We start from the raw sequence: 20,750 nt of genomic DNA, 5'->3' as shown, positions 1-20,750 counted from the left end.
TCTAAATCGACAACGCCTTGCGGACGGCTGCGAGATCCGGTTCAGCTCCTACGCTCAACAGTATATCTTGCGCTCGAATGAGGTTCGATGATCTCTCCGGATCCCCGAGAGGTCTTGTCTGGGCAATCTGGTAGAGCGCGAGCCCAAGCTCGCGAGGCATGTGCATCCGGGCCGCCGCCTGCGCAGCCGCTCCCCAGAGGCGCCGGGCCTTCGCCTGCCGGCCAGATAGAAGCGCGGCCCGGCCTCGCAGCAGCAGGGCCTGCGGCCGGCAAACGGGTGACATTCGAGTAACCCGAGCCGCGTGTTTGCACACGAGCAGCGCCTGTGGCATCGCATTCGAACCGGCGCCCTCTTCTCCCCACTTTGCCAGGAAGACCTCAGCTACCCCTACCACCCCATAAACATAACTACCCCAAACGACATCGACCTCCTGGAGAACGGCAAGAGCGCGTTCGGCGACTTTGAAAGCCGCTTCGGCCTCGCCGCGCTGTTGAAGCGCAGAAGCCAGAATACCAAGACAAAGTAATCGATCCGCGCGGATCAAGCGCTTCTCAGTGAGCTCATCTAGACGCCGCAATTGACTTGGGTCCGTCTTGTTGCGCATCAAACTAGAAAGTACGGTTGCCGCCGCAAGCCATGCGCCTGCCTGATGTGTAGACTCGGACGACACCATCGTCTCCAAATCCGACAACAGTGCTTCAGCGTTTGCTAGATCGCCGCGCAAAATCGCCGAGAACGCCAAAATAGTGACCGGAGCGTGCCAGCGAGAGCGATCGCCGAGTTGGCGGTAAAGTTCGAGCGCGTGCTGTGCGCAGCGTTCCGTCAAATCCCACTCGCCTGTGCCATAACCGAACACCGCGGCAAGAAGATGCGCTCGAGCTGCTGCCGGGAGACTTCCCGCCTCACCCGCAAACCGCAAAGCGCGCGAGCGATAGTAGCGGCCAACCCCGCGCAATCCTGACATTCCCAGTCCCAATCCCAAAGCACTGTAGCCGCTGATCGCTTCGTCGGCAGCGCCGCAGCGTTCCGCTAAGTTAAGCGCCGACAAGGTTTCATCGAGCACCGCCAGCGACTCGTTGAGAAAGAAGTGCCGCTCGGCCAGCCGTTCCCGAATATGCGCGGTCCGCTCGAATTTCCTCCTATCGATCGTCGAGTAATGTTCCGATGATGGCGACCATAGCCGCAATCGAACTTGCCGCAGCACGTTTACTAAGACGCGGGCCAGCCGGCCAACCCTCCCCCTAGGGGACGTCTGCTTCATGAGCACCATCGCCTTGCCGAAGTGAGAGAACGCTTCCTCGTAGTCGGCCAGTTCGTTATTCGCGTCACCAAGGATCCACTCCCATTCGGACCGGAGTACGTCACCGCTGACGACCGGAGCTGAGTCGATCAGTGTGAACGCCCTTTGCACGTAGCGTATGGCGTCGCGATTGGCGTAGCTCCTCAGCGCCTGCTTGGCAGAAAGCTCGAGATATCGTATCGCACGATCGCTTTCGTTTGCGAGCTCCCAATGCTGGGCAAGTCGCGAGTAATAGGGCTCGAGCCATTCAGAATTCTTGCGCTCGATAACGTCTGCGATCGTCTTGTGAAGCGCGACCCTTTGAGCAAACGACAGCAGCCTGTAAGTAACTTCTTGGCTGATGGCATGGCGAAACGAATAGCGCGCAGAAACTCCTGCTCCGCCCTCGACAACGAGGAAGTCTTGCGCGGTCAGCTCATCGAGCATCCCACCAACGTCAATCAACGCCATCTGTGCGGGATAGATCGCTTGAGCAGTTTCGACGGTAAAGTCCTCGTCGATCACGCTGGCAACTTTCAGCAGAAGCTGCGCTTCGACACCAAGCTCATCGATGCGACTGATGATCACACCCTCAAGATTGGCAGGAAGAGTCCGCCTCGCCGGATCACGAAGATCGGCCAACACTTCGCAAACGCCTCGATTGACGTTGATCGCACCGGTATCACGAAGCGCTAGTGCCAGCTCTTCACAATGAAACGGATTACCTTCACCCCGCCGATAGACGAAATCCACCAGGGCTTCGGGAAGTTTATTCGCGCGGAGTCGCCTGCAAACCAGCTGCTCAATTGTTTGCTTACTCATTGCGGCGAGATTGATCTCGGTGGCGAACTCAATTTCCTCCTGGCGTGCCGGCACAATCGTTGGAGGGCGGCAGCTTGCGACCAGGAGAAGATCGGGCAGTTGCCTTGCGACGGCCGTCAAGAGGTGCATTGATGCGCTGTCAAACCAATGAAGATCTTCGAATATTAGGGCACGTGGGCTACGTTCACCATCCGAGAGCAGCGCCACAACGAGGGCTTCGATGCATGCGGCGCGGGCCGAGCCGACTATCTGGCGCGTGAGAGCGGTTTCGGAGCGATTGATGTTGACGATGTCACGGAGCAGCGGCAGCCATGACAGCAGCGTCCGATCATGGCTCAGCTTTTCATGCGCAATGCGACCGATGTGTTCCGGCGAGTCGCCTCCGAGCAGGTCGTAGATGACGTTCCGCCAGGCAAAGTATGGCGTGAACCTCTCGATCGACGTTGCAAAGCCTCGCAAGGTCCAGGCGTCATGTGACCTGGCGAAGATCGCCAGGTCATCTAGAAGAACGGACTTCCCAATGCCGGGCTCGCCTCGAACGACGATTGCGCCCCCTACACGATTGAGAAGCGCATCGTACAACTGGCGACGTTCACTCGCTCGACCGACCATCACGACGTCATGATGGTCGCGATGGGCTCGTGAGACCGCTATCGGGCGATACGCTGTGACCAGGGCGTCGTTGCCCTTGACGTGTTGCGGAGGCAATACCGAGAAGCTGACAGTCTCCCTAACAGCCTCCGCCGTCGTGGCATCGCAGAGAATCTTCCCCGCGGCCAACTCCATCAGCCGCGACGCCATGTTGATTGCGGGTCCCATAAGGCAGTATTCACGGCGCTCGCGGCCGCCATAATCGCCGCAGAACAGCTTTCCCGATGCAATGCCGATCGAAACCCGCACTCCCGTGGATTCGAGCTCCTTGAAAATTTCAAGGGCCGCCTCGATGCCCCGTTGCGGATCGTCCTCATGGGCTAGTCGGGGAAGGCCAAAGGCAAGCGACATGCAGAAGCCTTTGTCGTCCATGATGATCTTGTGAATCTCGCTGTGAAATCTATGAGCGGTGCGTTGAACCTGCTTGACCGCAACCTGAAGCTTTTCCGCGAAAGGCCGATCAAACGAGAGTTCGAACAAGCTGACGTAGACGACGGTAATGTTCCTGAATTCCGCTAACCATCGCTGTTCGCCAAATCGAAGATGATCAACGACGATGTCGGGGACGAGTGCTTGGAGCTGCAGGGAACTCGCATTGATGCGAAACCGACGCGTCGGCGTCGTGCGGTCGCCCGACATTCCGATGAGCGTAAAGAGTTCTGGCGAGAGAGCTCCCTCGCAATAATCTTGTATCGAGTTGTGCAACTCGCGGGACAACACGACATCGCCAATTTGGGCTTTGCGATAGGCATCTCCCAAGCGCCCGAATAGGGATCCAACGATTACGAAATGCCAGCGATCATGAAGGCCACCGAGTTTGCAGCAGTGAACCTGGCCGATGTCGATTGAAATTCGTGGCTGGAGCTGATGTTGACCCGCCTGCACTTGCCTATTCATTTCGGCTTTCAGCGCAAGCCCGCAGCGCGCGGCAAGGAGAGACGCCTGCCCCAGGGCTACTGCGTCATCCCACATGGCGAGGATGCCATCGCCAACGAATGCGATGATGTCTCCTCCGTGCTCCCCGATGATTTCGGTAAGAGGTCCGAAGCATGAGCTCAGCAGATCGGAAACGTCCTCGGCGCCGCTGGGTCCTCTGCGGGCCAGCTGGTTCGTTGTCTCGACAAAGCCGGCTATGTCGAACAAAAGGATAATGGCGAGTCCGGATTCGAGAACCGAGTCGTCTGGGCCGTGGCGACTCTCGGCGAGAGCGGTCCTAACCCATCCCGGAACGTATGCGCTGACGTCCACGCTGAGTCGGTCCATAGACATGACCCCAGGTGATCAATAGCAATACCCTGCCGATGGAAAGGCTCGATTGGACTACCCCTCCACGACGTTTCCGTTCACAGACTTATCGGGATCTATTAAATAGACTTTCGTCCGAGGCTTCAACAGTGGTGGAACAGGGAAACCTTTCCACAGAACGGCATCAAGGCCTTCACTCGGATCAACTTGTTTGTGAAAGCCTCAGGCCAAATGACGTCAAGTGCTTCGATCACGCGGCCAAATGGAGAGTGGAAGAATGCACGATGCGGGTCGACCGAGAAAAGGGGGCGGCTCCTCGGCATGTCGCCTGATGTCGTGAATGATGGCCAGAGCCGCCACTATCCAGACTATTCGCATGGCGCAGCGACTGGCAATAATCGCAATACATTTCGCAGTTAAGGCCGATGGTTGACGCCGATGAGAATAAAAGTCTTCGAAAACTGATCGGAGCGGCAGGATTTGCGCTTGCGGCCCCTGCGTCCCGAACGCAGTGCAAAAGTTCTAAGCTGTTGATTTTTATGGAAATGGCGTTCGCTTCCGCCACGTGCCTATTTCGGGGCGTTTCGTTGGGGCGTTGCTCCTTCGATCGATGGCCCGGCCAGTGACCGCGTGCTGGAATCTCCGAGCAATTTGATCGCTCAGTCCAGCGCCAGTACAGGCTTGATCAGCTCGCCTTTAGCGAAAAGATCTTCCGGGATACTGGGCATCCGCTGTACTCCAAAAAATCGCTGTCTGAAATGTGGAGAGTGTCGTTCGGCAAGGCGGTTGTCGCCATTGGCGAGCACCATCGCAAACAGGAAGTAGTTCCACGAGAAGACGAAGGCGAGGATTGCCGAGACCGCAACGCCCGAAGCAACCAGCAGCATCGCGATACGCCAGAGAATGGATTGCGCGATCCTCAGCCGCGCCGCGAATCGACAACCTCCAGGCCATCCGGTCCCCCTGTACTGCTCGCGCTCAGGGCCGTTCTTTTGACCGGCTCAAAATTTCGGTTGCTGGGTGTGACCAACCAAATACTATTGCCTGGCGCAAATGGGCCCCCCAAGGCTTTGCGTCCAATGCCGCCGGCCCTTCCACCAATCCCTTAAGACCCCAGGGCCGGCGGCTAGGACGATGATCTGGTCGCGGACATTCGACGAGCCGATCCCGCTGCCAGATGGCCGCAACCTTGTGACACTGCGCGACGACCGACGAATAGATCGCTGCGCTGCCGAAACGCGATCACGATCGGCCGGAATGGCAGGCTGCCTAGAAGCCCTGCTTCTGGTCGTCGACTAAAGCGGCCCGACCATGTTCGCGCGTATCGGAATCATGCGCGAGCTGAACCACGGAAACCCTCTCCAGAAATCGAGGCCGGTGGACGAGCCGTCCACAGCATCAAAAGCTGACGGTAGGTCAGCTCAGTAAGGTCAGGGCCAACTCCGGCAGTCGCTCTATTCGATAACTTTGTGGGCGCGCGTCGTGAGGAAGGTCCGGATCGAACTGCTGGGCCGGTTACGCGCATCGGCTAGAAAGTGATGTGGCGAGCTGCCTTGACCGACGTCGGCTTGGAACCCGAAATGCTTCATCACGGCCAGTTGATCGCGTGATTGACGCGGATGATCAAACGCGATGGAGTTCCCCGAAATTGCGCCAAGAGCTGCCGGCCTGGGCCTTCGTCCAGGTTGCCTCGTCCAAAAAGGCGGCCTGCGAGTGGTTCTTATGGCGCGCCGTATTATGCGCGTCGCCACTCACAACGGCCTTCGCCCCTACAAAGATCGCAGAAGAAGGAGTCCAGCATTCAATTTGGCGCCCTCGATAGCCAGCGCGACTCAAATCCGCATGATCTTTTCGTTCCCGGGCATGCGCCTCGACATCGTCGCGGTCCCGACGCGAGTTACAACAACCACTTTCCACGAACGTCTGGCTAGACAGCCTTTGTGAGCGCCCCATCGATGATGAGGTTCGTGCCCGAGATGCGGCTCGCGACCGGGCTCGCGAGGAAGACGACGCCGGCAGCAACTTCCTGCGCCGTACCCATGCGTCCTGTCGGGTTGAGCGACATCGCCGTCTTATAGAGATCAGGCATGCCGCGCTCGATATTCTGCCAGATGCCGCCTTCGAAATAGGTGTTGCCCGGCGACACGGCGTTGACGCGGATGCCCTTGGCGATCAGCTGATTGCTGAGACCCTTGGCATAGTGGATCAGGGCCGCCTTGAAGGCGCCGTACGAGCCGGCGGCGAAATCGACCTCGAAACCCGATACGCTCGAGACGATGATGATCGAAGCCGATTTCGACTTTTCCAGATAAGGCACCGCGGCCGCGACCGAATTAACGGTATGCATCATGTCGGTGCGGAATGACTTCTCCCAGGTCTCTGGCGTGTCGCCGACCGCCAGCGCGCTGACGTTGCAGACCATGGTATCAATGCCGCCGAGCTCGGCCGCGGCTCCGTCAATCCAGCCCTTCAACGCGACCGGATCGGCGACATCGATCGCCTTGCCCCACGATTTGACGCCTCCCGCCGAGAGGCTCTTCACGACGTTGCCAACCTCGTCGGCATTGCGCGCGCAGATCGCGACGTTGGCACCCTCGGCCGCAAACAGCTCGGCGATCGCAAGCCCGATGCCCTTGCTGCCGCCGGTGACGAGCGCGCTCTTCCCCTTCAATCCCAGATCCATTTTTACCTCCGTTGCTGGTGCAGCGGCCTGCTCGCATACCGGCAGGCCGCCTCGGTTCGCTTACATTGTCTTCCAGTCTCCGGCGCCTTCGAACGCGGCGGCGGCGCGATAAATCGTCGGCTCGTCAAAATACTTGCCGATCAGCATCAGCCCGATCGGCAGACCGTTGCTCATGCCGCAGGGAAGGCTCATCGCCGGATGTCCGCTGGCGTTGAACGGCGCAGTATTGGGAACCATCTCGAACGCGCGCTGGATGTAGAGCTCGCGCGGCGCGTCCGCCGGGGGTATTGGCGTTGCCGTCATCGGCAGGGTCGGCATCAGCAACAGGTCGTATTTGGCCAAAGCCTCGTCATAGGCTGCGCGCAGCTTGCGGTTCAAATTCTGAGCCTTCGCATAGAAGTGCCCGCGATAGTGCTTGGTGAAATATTGACCGAGCAGCATCGTGATCTTGAGGCTATCGGACAATTCGTCCGCGCGATGCTTCCAGGCGGAGTGGGCGTCGAGCAGCGTGGTGTTGTAGAGACCACGCCAGTTCGTTCCCATGCCGTTGCCCTTCATCATGAACTCGGTGGCGCCTTCGGCGGCGATCGGCAGCCAGATCGCCGGCGCGGCGAGGTGCATCGGAACCGAGACGTCCTCGACAGTGGCGCCGAGCTTGCGGAACAGGTCGGCAGCAGCCTTGACCTTCGCGTCGACGTCCGGCTCCGAGCTCGGATGCCCAAACCCCTCCCTCACGATGCCGATGCGCAATCCCCTGACGCCGCCGTCGATCTCGTCGCTGTACTTTCCGACCTTGAGCGCGCCCTGCCTCGGATCGAGTCCGTCGGGCCCTGCCAACACCTCCAGCAGCAGCGCATTGTCGCGCACATTGGCTGTCATCGGGCCGGTGTGGTCGATCGTGAGCTCGATCGGCATCACGCCGGTATAGGGCACGAGGCCATAGGTCGCCTTCATGCCGTAGATGCCGCTGAAAGCGGCCGGAATACGGATCGAGCCGCCCTGATCGCCACCGATCGCCATATCGGCCTCACCGGTCGCCACCACCACGGCGCTGCCTGAGGACGAGCCGCCAGCGGAGTATCCCATCCTGTGCGGATTGTGGACGGGCCCCGCCGCGCAGGTATGGCTGCCGCCGGAGAAGCAGAAATATTCGCAATGCACCTTGCCGACGATGGTGCCGCCGGCGTCGAGCATGCGGGTGACGATGGTGGCATCCGTATCGGGGATATAACCCTCCAGTGTCGATGCGCCGTTCATCATCGGAACGCCGGCGAGGGAGATGTTGTCCTTGAGCGCGATCTTCTTGCCGGCAAGCTTGCCGTTCGGGGCGCCCTTGATCTCGGTCTTGACGTACCAGGCGTTGAACTTGTTTTCCTCGCCCTCGGGACGATAGCCGGGTGTGCGCGGATACTTCACTGCCGGCACATAGTCCGGCATGGCATCGACCGCATCGTAGGCGGCGTAGTTCGCCTGCATCAGCGCGTCGTAGGATTTGAGCTCTGCATCGCCCATGTGCATGCCGAGGTCTTCGGCCACGCTGCGCAGCTGATCGAGTGTGGGTCTCCTGACGGCCATGGCTTGGGTCTCCCTCTGATCATGCCCGCGTGCGGCGGGCCTACGTTGCGATACCGACGAATTCTCCGACGAGGCTTGCGTCGCCGAGCTCGCCCGGCGCCACTTCCCGAGTAATCGCGCCCTTCTGGATAATCAGAATCCGCTGCGACAGCGAAGCAATGAAGTCCAAATTCTGCTCGACCAGGATCATGGTGAGCCCGCTCCTGGCCCGCAGCCGCTGCAGGGTGTCGACGATCTCGTCAATGATCGAGGGCTGGATACCTTCCGTCGGCTCATCGAGCAGGATCAATCGCGGGTCGCCGCAAAGACAGCGCGCGATCGCCAGCAATTGCTGCTCGCCGCCCGACAGCGCGCCGCCGGGGCGATCGAGCAACGCCTTCAGGCGGGGAAACTCCTCCAGCACGGTTGCGATGATATCGCCTTCCACGCCGTCCTGCGTGCTGCAACCCATGCGCAGGTTCTCATAGACGGTGAGCCCTGGGAATATCTCGCGGCCCTGTGGCACGTAGCCGAGGCCGAGCCGCGCGCGCCGGTAGGGCTCGATCGCCGTGACATCGTCATGGCCGAACATCACACGGCCGCTGGTCGCCGGCAAAAACCCCATCAGCGCCTTCAGCAGCGTGGTCTTGCCCATGCCGTTGTGGCCGAGAATGCCGATGAACTCGCCCTTATTGACGGAGAAGCTCACCCCGTTGAGGATCGGAATCCGGCCATATCCCGTTCGCAATCCCTGCACATCGAGCATCATGCGGCCGCCTGTTTGCCCAGATAGATGTCGCGCACCTGCGGATTGCGCATGATGTTGTCCACGGTGTCCTCGACCAGCACGCTCCCCTGGTTGAAGACGGTGACCTGCTTGGCGATCATGCGGATGAACTGCATGTCGTGCTCGACGACGATCAGCGCCTTGGTACGGTTGATCTCGCGCACCAGCTCGGCCGTCTTGTTGACCTCCTCGTGGGTCATGCCCGCGGCGGGCTCATCGAGCAAAATCAATTCGGGATCGGTCGCCAGCACGAGCCCCAGCTCGACCCATTGCCGCTGTCCGTGGGCAAGCTGCCCCACAAGACGATCGGCGGCTTCCGTCAGGCCGACCCGCTCCAGCATCTCGTCGACGACGCGCCTCGTCTTGTCGCCGGAATGAAGGCGGTTCGCCGCGAGCCAGATATTTTCGCGCACCGAAAGCCCGTCGAAGACGCTCGGCACCTGGGTCTTGATGCCGATGCCGAGCCGGGCGATGTCGTGGGCGTGCGCGTGCGAAATGTCCCGGCCGCGGAACAGCACCTGGCCATGGGTCGGCTCCAATTGCCCGGTCAGCATCTTGAAGAAGGTGCTCTTGCCTGCACCGTTGGGACCGATCAGGCAACGCAGCTCGCCTTCGGCCAGCGAGAAATTGACATGGCGCACGGCGCGAACGCCGCCGAAATGCATGCTGAGATCCTGGGTCTGAAGCAGCGGTGCGGCCATCAGCCCTCCTCAGCCCGTTTGGGCTGGAGCCGCTTGGCTCCCTTGCCACGCGAGACGAGCAGCGACTGGCCGATATCGCCAAGCGTCGGCACCAGCCCCTTGGGCACCAGAAGCACGAAAGCAATAAGGATGATGCCGAAGATCAACGGCGCATTGGCGAAGATCTTGGCCCACAGGTCCGAGCCGCCGCTCGGTTGGTTGGCGCCGAGCGCGGTGGTGAGCCATTGAATGCCGATGCAGCCGACGATCGGCCCGATCAGCGTGCCGCGCCCGCCGACGATGACCCAGATGATGATTTGCGCGGATTGGGCGAGACCGAAAATCGTAGGGCTGACGAAGTTGCCCCAATTGGCGAACAGGCAACCGGCAAAGCCGGCCAGCGCACCGCCGATGGTGAACGTCGCAAGCTTGTAGGCGCGCGGATCATAGCCGAGCAGCTCGGCGCGCCGTTCGTTTTCCCGAATGCCGACGATGATGCGGCCGAACCGGCTCGCCAGCAGCAGGCGCAATCCGAAATAGGTCGCGAGAAGCGCTGATGTCGCCAGATAGAACATGCCTTCGAGATCGATCGGCGCGGCCTTGTTGCCCGGCAAATTCAACGGCGGGATACCGGGAATGCCGTTGAAGCCGCCGAGCCGTGCCGAGCCGATATGGAATTCCGGTCCGGCCGTCGAATTGATGGAATTGAACAGGATCAGCGTCACCGTCAGCGTGATGACGCCGAGATACACATCGCTGATGCGACCGTAGAACATGAAATAGCCGAGCAGCGCCGCAAAGGCCGCCGGCACGATGACAGCGAGCAGAAGCGGGACCGTGCTTTCGCCGATGTTGAACATCGCGATTGCGTAGGTATACGCGCCGAGCCCGAAGAACGCCGACTGGCCGAAACACAATATGCCGCCATAGCCCCAGATCAGAGCGAGGCTCAGCGCCAGGATCGCCATGATCATATAGACCGTGAGCTCGAGCACGACGTCGAGCTCGAAGAGGCGCGGCACCAGCACCAGGAACGCCACGCCGACCGCGCCGACGAGGCCGAGGCCGACAAGATTGAGCAGGCGGGCGTTCACAGGCCTCTCCGGAAGAAGCGGCCGGTGATGCCTTGCGGTAGCAGGCGGATCAGGATGATGGCGGCCGCGAGCAGCGCCACTTCACCGAACACCGGCGTGGTGACGAAGGTCGCGATCTGGTTGATGGTCCCGAACAGCGCCGAGGCCGACACCGTCCCGCTGAGGATCGCGGCGCCGCCCCCGATCACCGTGATGAAGGACTTGGCGACATAGGCGACCCCGATGGTGGGAAACACGCCGGAGACCGGCGCCAGCACCGCACCGGCGAGGCCCGACAACGCTGCGCCGACGCCGAACGTGACGGCGTAGACGCGCGGCGGATTGACGCCAAGCGCCGCGGCCATGTTGGCATTCTGCATTGTGCCGCGGGCGATCAGCCCAAGCCGCGTCCAGCGCATCACCGCGAAGATCACGGCTAATACGACCGCCGCGACCGCGATCACGAACAGCGTGTAGACGCTGGTGCGATAGGCGCCGATCTGGAAGCTGCCGAGCGGCGCCGAAATGCCGACCGTGGTATTGCCGAAGATCGCCGTGGTCAGCCCAACCAGGAACAGGCTGAGACCCCAGGTCGCCAGCATCGTGTCGATCATGCGGCCATAGAGAAAGCGGATGATGGTCCGCTCGACGATGACGCCGATGAGGCCGACCACGATGGGTGCCACCACCAGCATCGCGATCCAGATGCTGATTCCGTGGCTGGTCGCGACGATGGCCGCATAGCCCCCGAGCATCAGGAACTCACCATGCGCGAGGTTGATGACGCGCATCATGCCGAAGATGATCGCCAGCCCGACGCTGATCAGCGCCAGGCTGGCAATCGCATACAGGACCTGGATGGCCAGGAGAGCGACGAGATCCACGTTCACCTTTCCCAAGCAAGAATTGAGGGTCGGCCCGCTCTCAAATCTTGATCACATATTGCTGGTTGTCGGTCGGGTTTTTGATGAGATCGCAGACAGCGGCGGTATCGGCCGGCTTCTGCTGGGCGAAATCCTCCAGCACCTTGAGCTTCTTGTCGGCGACCTCGGCGATGTGGACGTCGAGCACGCAATGATGCGTCGGCGGATCGATCGTGACCTTGCCGGACGGCGCGTCGATGCTGATGCCGGTTTCGAGGGCTTCGATAACCTTCATCCGGTCGACACTCCCGGCTTTCTTCACCGCTTCCGCCCACAGCCGGAACCCCTGATAGGTTCCCATCGCGAGCTCGGTGATGTTGGGATAGTCGGCGCCGAAGCGCTTGAGGAAGCTCGCGACGAACTTCTCGTTGACCGGATTCTTCAGGTCCTGGAAGTAATTGTAGCAGATCAGCATGCCGTTACACTCATCGGGCGACAGCACGATGTGCTCATTGCCGACCGCAAACGTGGTCGACGCCATTGGAATGCTCTTGCGCATGCCGGCAGCCGCCCATTGGCGATAGAAAGAGATATGCGCGCCGCCGACCAGCGCCGACCAAACGAAATCCGGCTTGGCCGCCTGAATCTTGGAGATGGTCGGGCCGAAATTGGTGACGTCGAGCGGGAAGAAGTCGATCGCGGGGACCTCGCCACCGTTCTCGGTGACGTATTTCTTCACCCATTGCGAGGTGATCTGGCCGTAATTGTAGTCGGCCGCGATCACGTAAACTTTCTTGCCCCATTTCTTCATGGCATAGGGCACCAGCTTTTCCACCGTCTGTGCGGGGGTCACGCCGGTATCGAATTGATTGCGATCGCAGACGCCGCCTTCATACTGGGTGTTGTAGAAATAGAGCGTCTTGAATTTGTCGAGCACGGGACGGATTACCTCGCGCGAAGCCGAGGTGATGCCGCCATGGACCACCGCGACCTTGTCCTTCAGGGCCGCCTGCTGCGCGAACTGGGTGTAGAGCTGCATGTTCGACTGGGTGTCGTAGTTGATCAGCTTGAGCTGCCGGCCCAAGAGACCACCCGCCGCATTGGCCTCCTCGATGGCAAGGGTCATCGCGTCGACCATCGGCTTGCCGTAGATGTCGAGGCCGCCGGAGAGATCGTGAATGCTGGCGACGTTGATTGGCTCTTCCGCCCAGGCGCTGGAGGAAAACATCCCGGCGGCAGCGGTAGCCGCCGTACCCTGCATGAACGTTCTGCGATTGACCCTCATAGCCCTACTCCTCCTCGCGGTTGCCGATGTTTCATGAAGTCAGGTATTTCTTCAGAATTGACGCGCCCATCGTGTATTTCGGGTCGACCATGTTGCCGAGCCGCATCCGCCCGGCCTGGCTGAGCAGCATGTAGGCATCGATCTCGTCGAATCCGTAATCCGCACTCATCCAGCGAACCAGCTCGCGATACGCGATCCGCGCCGCATCCTCGAGCGGCCGGGCGCTGCCGATCGTCATGACAAATTCCCTGGTCTCGAGCCGCGGCCACGCAAAGCTCCAGTCCTTGATGACGTCGATCTGCATCGTCACGGTCGCGCGCTGCTCGATCGCGACGCCCGACAATTCGCCGTCACCCTGGGCGGCATGGCAGTCGCCGAGATAGAGAAAGCCGTCATTGACATGTACGGGAAAGTACAGGATCGCGCCCGGCGCTACGTCGGGCAGGTCCATATTGCCGCCGTGATAATCCGGCTGCAGCGACGAGATCGCCTCGATCTCGGGCGAGACACCGATCGTGCCGATGAATGGCTGGTACGGCAGCGTGATCTTGTCGCTCCAGCGCACGCCGTCCTTGTCGACATGCATGACCCTCACCCGCTCCGGCAATGGCGGATTGAGCAATGCGGTCGACGCGGTTCCGACAAGGCCGCCAAATTCCGGAATGATGCAGGTCTTTCCGGCCGGTTGCGCGCCGCGGGTCTCGACGGCAAGAATATGCACCGCCAGACAATGGCCCTTCCCGATGCCGTTGACGGCAATCGGACCGCATTGCGGGTTGAGGAAGGGAAACTTCAGCTTTGCGGTCGGACTGTCCTTCTCGCTGGTAATGACGCCGCCAAAGGCATCTTCAGTCTCGACGACGACGACGTCGCCCGGATCGATGGTGAGAGCCGGCTTTGCGTAAGGACCGTAGACGTAATGGAAGGAACCCTGCTTTTCGATCGTGAGCTCATGGCGTCGTCCCGCGTGGCCCTTGGCGAGGCCGCGCTTTGCCATGATCGAGCTCTTCAGCCAGCTATCGTCGGTCATTGCGAAATCCTCTGAGGCAATCGGCGCTGCAAGCACGCCGACGCCGGATGCACCTTGGTCAGTTTGATTTCCAGTCTCCGGCAGCCTCGATCGCCCGCGCCAGCCGCATCAGCGTGGTTTCCTCGAAGTGGCGCCCGACCAGCATCAGGCCGACCGGCAAACCATTGACGCGGCCGCATGGCACGGTGAAGGCAGGATGCCCGGAAACGTCGAACGAGCAGGTGTTGGCCTGCATATTGAGCGCGACGTCGATCACGGTGTTGAGCGGCGCATCGGGCGGCGGGATCGGCGTCGCCGTGAATGGAATCGTCGGCATCACCAGCGCGTCGAATTTCTGCAGCGCATCATCGTAGGCCCGACGCAGCAAGAGCCGGAGATTTTGCGCCTTTGAATGATAGCGCCCGTGATAGTGGCGGTGCATGTACTCGCCGAGCATCAGCACCAGCTTCACCGTAGGCGACACGTCGTTGATCCGTGTCCCCATGCCGCGCGCAAGCGCCTCCTGCATCGAGACCGGATAATAGCCCTGGACGTTGTTGCCGACACCGTAGCCTTTCAGCATCATCTCGGCGGCGCCCTCCAGGATGACGCCGCTCCAGACGTGCGGTCCATCGAGATGCCAGGGCACGGAGACGTCCTCGCTTGCGATGCCGGCTTTGCCCAGCGCCGCAATGGTTTGCCGCACCTTCTCGTTGACCGCCGGATCGCTCTCGGGATGACCAAACCCCTCGCGCAGGACGCCGACGCGCAATCCCCTCGCCGGTTGGCCGAGCGCCGCCATATAGTCGCCGGTGCGCGCTGCAATTGTCCTCGTATCCCAGCCGTCGTGACCGGCGATGACCGTCAGCAGGCGTGCGACGTCTTCGACCGAAGCGCACATCGGTCCGCAATGATCGACCGAATAGCTGATCGGCATCGAGCCGGTGGTCGGCACTAGGCCCCAGGTCGGCTTCAAGCCGTAAACGCCGCACCAGCTCGACGGCGTCCTGATCGAGCCGCCCTGGTCGCCGCCGAGCGCCATCGGCACTTCACCCGATGCGACCAGCGCAGCGCTGCCGCCGGAGGAGCCGCCGGCGCTGTGGGCCGGATTGTGCGGATTGCGGATCACGCCGCCGGCGCAGGTATGGCTTGCGCCTGAAAAGCAGAGATCCTCACACGCGGCTTTGCCGGCGATGGTGCCACCGGCGTCGAGAATGCGCGTCACGACGGTAGCGTCGAGCTCGGGGACATAACCTTCGAGCAGCGCCGAGCCGTTCATCATCGGCACGCCGGCGACGCAGATATTGTCCTTGATCGCGATCTTCTTGCCGCTCAACAGCCCCTCTGCGCCGGTGCGGATATTCGTCTTCCAGTACCAGGCGCCGTAAGGATTTTCGGACGCCGCAGGCCGGTAGCCCGGCGAGCGCGGCGCGACCGGCGCCAGCGCCGGCGGCACCAGCTCGTCCAGACGGCCGTAGGACGTCAATGGTCCCTTGAAGGCCTGCTGAAATGCAGCGATCTCCTCATTGGTGAGGACCAGACCAAAGTCCGCACCGAGATCCTCGATCTGCTCCAGCGTCGGAAGGCGAACCGCCATGCTCCACCCTTCATGTCAGGGAGACAAAACGAAAAAAGCCACCCGCGGCCCGAGAAGGCCCCGAATGGCAACAATGCCGATGCTATCAGTGGTCGCGTAGGTTACGGTGCAGATCGAAACTTGGAAGTCGTCGCTCAGACGTCATCGGCTGTGCGAGAACTCTTTCGCCATGCACGCGTTCACGTGGCCATTATTGTGTCTTAGCGCCGCCAGCCTTGTCAATGCGAGGTCCGCACCTTTTTTATGCGGGTCGCATCAATGACATGCAGTGCCGATTGACGATGCAAGCAAGCAAGGCCTAGCTTTCAGCGACGAGACTATCGCCGAACAGCGCGCCCGGGTTTCTTCATGAGCAAGCCGTCCATCCCTCTCGGCCTCGTATTTTCGCAGTCGGGACCCTACGCCATGATGGCCGGCGAAATGCGCAAGAGCGCATTAATGGCGGTCGACGAAATCAACGAGAGCGACGCGTTCGATTTCTCGTTCGCACCTCATCTCCGCGATCCCGGCGGCGTCGTCGCCGAGTATCACACCGCGTGCGCCGATCTCATTCGCGAGGAGCATGTCGGCCACATCGTCGGCTGTTACACGTCGGCCTCGCGCAAGCAGGTCATTCCGATCGTCGAACGGACCGAGCGACTGCTCTGGCATCCGGCGCGCTACGAAGGTTTCGAAAGCAGCGACAACGTCATCTATGTCGGCGCCGCACCAAACCAGCATGTCGTGCCGCTGGTGCGTCATATGCTCGACCACATCTCCGCCGACGTATTCTGTATCGGGTCCAATTATATCTGGACCTGGGAAATGAACCGCGTCATCCGCGAAATCGTGACCAGCGCCGGCGGCCGTGTTCTTGCCGAACGCTTGCTCGAACTCGGCGAGACCGCGGTGGACCACATCGTCACCGAGATCATCGATCGGCGGCCGCCGGTCGTGTTTAATACGCTGGTCGGTGAATCCAGCTACGCGTTCATGCGTGCCCTCCATGCGGCGGCGACGCGCGCCGGTCTCTCGATCCCGATGCTGAGCTGCAGCCTGTGCGAGCCCGAACTCAAGCTGATCGGATCTGCGGCCTCGGTTGGATGCATCACCTCGTCCGCCTATTTCGAGAGCATCGAGGGCGCCGACAATCGCAGCTTTGTGGCGCGATGGAAGGCGCGTCATGGCAGAGACAGCAGCCTCTCGGTGGACGGGCAGTCTACTTATGTCTGCGTGATGCTGCTTGCCCGCGCCATCCGCCGCGCGGGTTCGGCGGAGGTCGGCGCCGTGCGGCGCGCTGCGGCAAATCATCGCTACGATTCTCCGCAAGGTCCGGTTTGGGTGGATCCCGACAACAATCACTGCTTCCTTACGCCGCGGCTCGCGCGCTCGATGCCTGGGTGTCAGTTCAGCATCTTCTGGGAAGCGGATGCCCCAGAACGTCCCGACCCCTATCTTTCGAACCTCGACCTGACGGCGATTGGCACGAGGGCGGAAAAGAGCAATGATACGATGGCGAAGCGCTCGAACCATTTGCGTATCGTGAAATGACCAGACCATCCCCTTTTTCCGTCCGTGGCCGTCGCGCTCTCATGGTGATGAGGGATGAGCGCGAAATCCCGATTGTACGCCGCCAGCTCAGTCGCCTCGGCATGACGATCTCCGAGCATGATCCGGCCGAGCCGCCGCGTGACCAGTCTTCCGACGTCATCCTGTTGGATGCAGACAGCATTCCCATCAAGTCCGACCATGCCATCTTGTGGAAAGGCAGCATCCCGATTATTGCGCTGATCGGAACTGAAACGCCCAGTCGATTGAAGTGGCTACTGGACCTGCAACCCGCGTCATTTCTCGTCAAGCCGCTCCGTTCTGCCGGGCTCTATACCGCACTTGTGGTCGCGTTCGATTCAGCGCAACAAAGATTGGAGCAAGCCGCGCACATTGAAAAGCTGGAGGATCGCATCCGGTCCCGGCGGGTCGTGTTCGCCGCCGTACTGCAGATCATGCGCGGTCACGACCTGTCAGAAAAGGACGCGTTCGCGCTCATTCGGCAAACGTCAATGCGGCATCGCACGACCATCGAGGTCTTGAGCGCGGAGATCGTGGCAGCCGGCGGAATGCCGAACCGGACGACGCGAACGGCATAGCAATTGGAGTCGCGCGGGGCCCTCGATCTAGATTCTGAACCGATCAGCTCTCAGCTATTACCTCATCGGTCCGCCAACTGACCATTTCGCATGAAGCTTATGAGAGGAGCCACCGCAGCGGCGAAGGTCTGCTCTGCTCCAAATCGCCGACCGCAGCTGCAATGTCGGAATCTCTGACAATGAGATGGCCTCATCGAGCCACTAGCGGCACGTAGTCTTCGAGCTCAGGATCTGGAAACTGTACCGCGCGGCCGAGTTCAGCCGAACGATACAGGCCCATGAGCATTTCCATGACTCCAACTCCGTCATCGAAGGTCTCGGCAGGGCTTCTACCAAGCCTGAACGCTTCGACCATATGACGGTTTTCGTCTGTGTAACCATAGGCACCAGCCTCGTCCTCCACCACCGGCATCAGGCCCTGTTCGGCATTCTGTTTCTCGACGAGATCCTCGCCTTCCGACCCGGTGAGCGTCCGCGACAGGAAGACCTTGAGCCCGGTCGAAAGCGACGAAAACTCCATCGAGTATTCGGGACCGAGCAACTCGAGCTGAATACGCAGCCCGGCGCCAACATAGGCCCATGATGTCGTTGCCTCGATCATCAGTTGATGTCCGTCGGCGTCCTCCATCGTGACGATGCCGCGCGCGAAATCTTCGACGGGGCGCTTTGCAAAATCGATACCCATTCGCGCCTTGAGATCGGCGGCATAGCGGGGCCGTGTCCATTTGAGATTGGCCGTCGTGGCGCTGGCACTGACCAGCCGCAGGGACTCGCGCTTCGCGCCCGGCGCGGTCAGCATGAAGCGTGCGACCTCGACCGAATGGCACATCATGTCGGAAAGCACTCCGCCACCCTGCTTGTCGCCTTGCCAGAACCACGGCTCGTGCGGTCCGGAATGCTCCTCTGCCGCACGAGCAAGATAAGGTCGACCGCTGCCGGGTACGGCGCGCCGCCAGATGATGTCTTTGCCGCGCATCACCGCAGTCGAGAAGATCTGGTTTTCCAGATAGCCGTGGAGCAGGCCTGCATCTTCGGCCAGCCTGAGCATTTCGCGTGCCTCAGCAAGTGTACGTGCCAACGGCTTTTCGCAGGCGACGGCGCGCAGAGGGGCTCCGGCCTTGGTCACACGATGAATCTCGCGCATGATGTCGAGGCGCGTGTCGTTCGGTGTCAACAGCCAGAGCGCATCCACCTCGCCGGACATGGCCATCGCCTCGATGCTATCGAACACCTGCGTCTGTCCAAGTCTAAGACTTCGCGCCTTGTCCGCAATACGCGCACGACGCTCCGCGGAACGGCTGTACACACCGCCAACGCTAACGTTGCGTACGCCGAGCATCGACTGCAAATGGAATGCAGCGATAAAGCCACTACCGATGAGCCCGACACGCAGTATCGGAAGTTCGTTGAGCTTCTGCATATCAGGCCTCCTTCAATGATGGCTGGGCTTGGATCAGTTCGGCGCTTTGCGTTGCCGCCCCGGAATCGCAGCCAGCAATTGCTGCGTATAGGGATGCTCCGGCCGATTAAGCAGGTCTGCTGTCGGCCTGATCTCGACGATTTCGCCAAGCCGCATCACGGCGATCCGGTCGCAGACCTGGGCTGCAACGTTGAGATCGTGGGTAATGAACAGCACCGCCAGCCGCAGCTTCTCCTTCAGCGTCTCGAGCAAAGCCAGCACCTGCGCCTGAACCGAGACGTCGAGCGCCGACACGGGCTCGTCTGCGACCAGGACCTCGGGGTCGAGCGCCAGTGCGCGCGCAATGCCGACCCGCTGGCGCTGCCCACCGGAAAATTCATGCGGAAAGCGTCGCGCAGCGGCCGGATCGAGACCAACGAGCGCCAAAAGCTCGTCGGCGCGGGCGAAAGCCTGTGCCGCAGGGACCCCGTGTGCGATGGGGCCATCAGCAATAATCCGTCCGACGCGACGGCGTGGATTGAGCGAGGCGAACGGATCCTGGAAGACCATTTGGATGTGCTTGCGGGCGGTCCGCAGGCTCGCTCCGCGCGCCTCGGAAAAATCGAGTTCGCCGATGCGGACCACACCTGCATCGGCGTCGGTGAGGCGCATGACCAATCGCCCAATCGTGCTCTTGCCCGAGCCAGATTCTCCGACCAGGCCGAGCGTCTCGCCACGCCGAATCTCGAAGCTCACGTCCTTGACAGCTGCGACTCCGGTCTGCGCTCCAAACCATCCGTTCCCGCGATAAGTCTTTGCGAGCCCGATCGTGGCACAAGCGATCGGTTCATCCTCGACGTGCGGGCGCTCTGGCGGAACTCCACCGGGCACGGCGGCGAGCAATCGGCGCGTATAATGATGTTGCGGTCGCCCGAGAACATCATCGACCGGCCCCCGTTCAACCAGCCGCCCCTTCTCCATGACCGCGACGCGGTCTGCGATGTCGGCGACGACGCCGAAATCGTGGGTGATGAAAAGCACCGCCATGCCACGTCGCTGCTGGATGTCGCGGATGAGCCGAAGGATTTGCGCTTGCGTGGTGACGTCAAGCGCCGTGGTCGGCTCGTCTGCCACCAGAACCGACGGCTCGAGCGCCAGTGCCATTGCGATCATGGCCCGCTGACGTTGTCCGCCCGACAATTGATGCGGATAACTGCGAATGATCCGCTCCAGATCACGCAAACCCACTTCATCTAGGAGCGCGCGCATGCGCACCTGCCGTTCAGGCGGCGTGAGCTGCTCATGCGCCTCGAACGCTTCCAGGATTTGATCGCCGATCCTGATAACGGGATTGAGCGCCGTCATCGGCTCCTGGAAGACCATTGCGATGCGCCGCCCGCGCAATGTCCGCCATTCTGTGGGCGGCAACCCCAACAGGTCGCGCCCTTCGAACCGAATAGTACCTGCGACGGGGCGAATGACTTGCGGCAGCAGTCCCATCGCCGCATAGGCGCAGACCGATTTGCCGGAGCCGGATTCGCCGACAACACAGAGAATCTCCCGCGCACGCAAGTCAAGCGAGACGTCTTCGACCGCGAAGGCTCGATCGGCGCCGGCGGGTAGCGCCAACGTCAGGTGCTCAATCGACAGGATCGGTTCGACGATGTGGTTCATTCTGCCCGATCCAACATCGCGCT

The 20,750-nt window shown here is 61.1% G+C and carries 15 protein-coding genes; 2 read left to right on the top strand and 13 right to left on the bottom strand.

Annotated elements, in window-relative coordinates; all coding sequences use genetic code 11:
- Position 1: 1 nt before the first annotated feature.
- The 11 genes from XI06_RS31195 to XI06_RS31145 all read right to left on the bottom strand — a co-directional run bounded on the left by XI06_RS31195 (position 2) and on the right by XI06_RS31145 (position 15,528).
- Entirely contained in the window at positions 2-4,015 is a 4,014-nt protein-coding gene (locus XI06_RS31195; protein ID WP_271607147.1) for an AAA family ATPase, read from the bottom strand.
- A gap of 641 nt (positions 4,016-4,656) precedes the next feature.
- Positions 4,657-4,884: a hypothetical protein gene (locus XI06_RS31190; RefSeq protein WP_271607146.1), complete on the bottom strand. Its 228-nt coding sequence runs from the start codon at positions 4,882-4,884 to the stop codon at positions 4,657-4,659.
- A 1,040-nt stretch (positions 4,885-5,924) separates the two neighbouring features.
- Complete coding sequence (locus XI06_RS31185; protein WP_237866416.1) at positions 5,925-6,680, bottom strand: SDR family NAD(P)-dependent oxidoreductase; 756 nt, start codon at positions 6,678-6,680, stop codon at positions 5,925-5,927.
- Positions 6,681-6,740: 60 nt separating this feature from the next.
- Positions 6,741-8,255, bottom strand: coding sequence for an amidase (locus XI06_RS31180; protein ID WP_237866415.1), 1,515 nt, complete (start codon positions 8,253-8,255; stop codon positions 6,741-6,743).
- 40 nt (positions 8,256-8,295) lie between these two features.
- Complete coding sequence (locus XI06_RS31175; protein WP_237866414.1) at positions 8,296-9,003, bottom strand: ABC transporter ATP-binding protein; 708 nt, start codon at positions 9,001-9,003, stop codon at positions 8,296-8,298.
- A complete protein-coding gene (locus XI06_RS31170) occupies positions 9,000-9,722 on the bottom strand; it encodes an ATP-binding cassette domain-containing protein (RefSeq protein ID WP_237866413.1) in 723 nt (240 codons plus the stop codon). Before XI06_RS31170 ends, XI06_RS31175 begins: the two co-directional genes overlap by 4 nt.
- Entirely contained in the window at positions 9,722-10,795 is a 1,074-nt protein-coding gene (locus XI06_RS31165) for an ABC transporter permease subunit (protein WP_237866412.1), read from the bottom strand. The genes XI06_RS31170 and XI06_RS31165 overlap by 1 nt, the downstream gene beginning before the upstream one ends.
- Positions 10,792-11,658, bottom strand: coding sequence for a branched-chain amino acid ABC transporter permease (locus tag XI06_RS31160; protein ID WP_237866411.1), 867 nt, complete (start codon positions 11,656-11,658; stop codon positions 10,792-10,794). The genes XI06_RS31165 and XI06_RS31160 overlap by 4 nt, the downstream gene beginning before the upstream one ends.
- Before the next feature lie 40 nt (positions 11,659-11,698).
- Positions 11,699-12,922 carry an urea ABC transporter substrate-binding protein gene (locus tag XI06_RS31155; RefSeq protein WP_237866410.1) on the bottom strand — a complete coding sequence of 408 codons (1,224 nt, stop codon included), beginning with the start codon at positions 12,920-12,922 and terminating at the stop codon, positions 11,699-11,701.
- Between the two features lie 31 nt (positions 12,923-12,953).
- Complete coding sequence (locus XI06_RS31150; protein WP_237871074.1) at positions 12,954-13,952, bottom strand: acetamidase/formamidase family protein; 999 nt, start codon at positions 13,950-13,952, stop codon at positions 12,954-12,956.
- Positions 13,953-14,010: 58 nt separating this feature from the next.
- A complete protein-coding gene (locus tag XI06_RS31145; protein WP_237866408.1) occupies positions 14,011-15,528 on the bottom strand; it encodes an amidase in 1,518 nt (505 codons plus the stop codon).
- 348 nt (positions 15,529-15,876) lie between these two features.
- On the opposite strand from XI06_RS31145, the gene XI06_RS31140 reads away from it, so the two are divergent.
- Positions 15,877-17,058 (top strand): transporter substrate-binding domain-containing protein, encoded by a 1,182-nt coding sequence (locus XI06_RS31140; protein ID WP_237866407.1) that lies wholly within the window; start codon positions 15,877-15,879, stop codon positions 17,056-17,058.
- 41 nt (positions 17,059-17,099) lie between these two features.
- Positions 17,100-17,654, top strand: coding sequence for an ANTAR domain-containing response regulator (locus XI06_RS31135; protein ID WP_237866406.1), 555 nt, complete (start codon positions 17,100-17,102; stop codon positions 17,652-17,654).
- 190 nt (positions 17,655-17,844) lie between these two features.
- Here XI06_RS31135 and XI06_RS31130 read toward each other — a convergent pair whose 3' ends face one another.
- Both XI06_RS31130 and XI06_RS31125 read right to left on the bottom strand, forming a co-directional pair.
- Positions 17,845-19,074, bottom strand: a complete 1,230-nt coding sequence (locus XI06_RS31130) for a Gfo/Idh/MocA family protein (RefSeq protein ID WP_237866405.1) — start codon at positions 19,072-19,074, stop codon at positions 17,845-17,847.
- 33 nt (positions 19,075-19,107) lie between these two features.
- A complete protein-coding gene (locus tag XI06_RS31125; RefSeq protein WP_442869483.1) occupies positions 19,108-20,718 on the bottom strand; it encodes an ABC transporter ATP-binding protein in 1,611 nt (536 codons plus the stop codon).
- Between the last annotated feature and the right edge of the window lie 32 nt (positions 20,719-20,750).

Origin of the sequence: Bradyrhizobium sp. CCBAU 11434 (genome assembly GCF_028128895.1) — a bacterium.
GTDB lineage: Bacteria > Pseudomonadota > Alphaproteobacteria > Rhizobiales > Xanthobacteraceae > Bradyrhizobium > Bradyrhizobium zhengyangense.
The sequence above is the reverse complement of the archived record's forward strand: the minus strand, read 5'-3'. Positions and strand labels throughout refer to the sequence as shown.